The 450-nt window shown below is 56.7% G+C and carries 1 pseudogene; it reads left to right on the top strand.

Annotated elements, in window-relative coordinates:
- Positions 1 to 450: pseudogene (locus EN750_RS38705) on the top strand (sugar ABC transporter ATP-binding protein); the annotation flags it as partial.

Genomic DNA, 450 nt, shown 5'->3' with positions numbered 1-450 from the left:
GTGCGGAAGCGCTTTGGCGGGTTTTCGATGTCAACATCGACATCAATGCCGAATGCGGAGATCTCGGGCCCGGCGAACAAAAGATCGTCGACATCCTGAAGGCGCTCGCGACGGACCCTCGCATTCTCATCCTCGATGAGCCAACGGCAACTCTGACGCTCGGCGAGAGCAAGCGGCTGTTTGCCTTCATCGATCAACTGCGGACAAAGAACATCGGCGTGATCTTCATCTCGCATCACCTCCAAGAAGTCCTCGATCACTGCGACAGCGTCGTGGTCCTAAAAGACGGCCGGCTTGTCCGTCAAGGTGTCGTGGATAACAACCTGACGCGCGAAGACATAGTGCAGATGATGATAGGCCGGAGCGTCGTTCAAGAAAAGCGAGCCTCATCTGCGGTCGCGGGTGAAACCGTCGTTTCCGTAGAGAACCTCAAGGTCGGGAGTCTACACG

The sequence above is a fragment of the Mesorhizobium sp. M7A.F.Ca.ET.027.03.2.1 genome (assembly GCF_003999175.1).
In the GTDB taxonomy this organism is placed as follows: Bacteria; Pseudomonadota; Alphaproteobacteria; order Rhizobiales; family Rhizobiaceae; genus Mesorhizobium.
The sequence above is the reverse complement of the archived record's forward strand: the minus strand, read 5'-3'. Positions and strand labels throughout refer to the sequence as shown.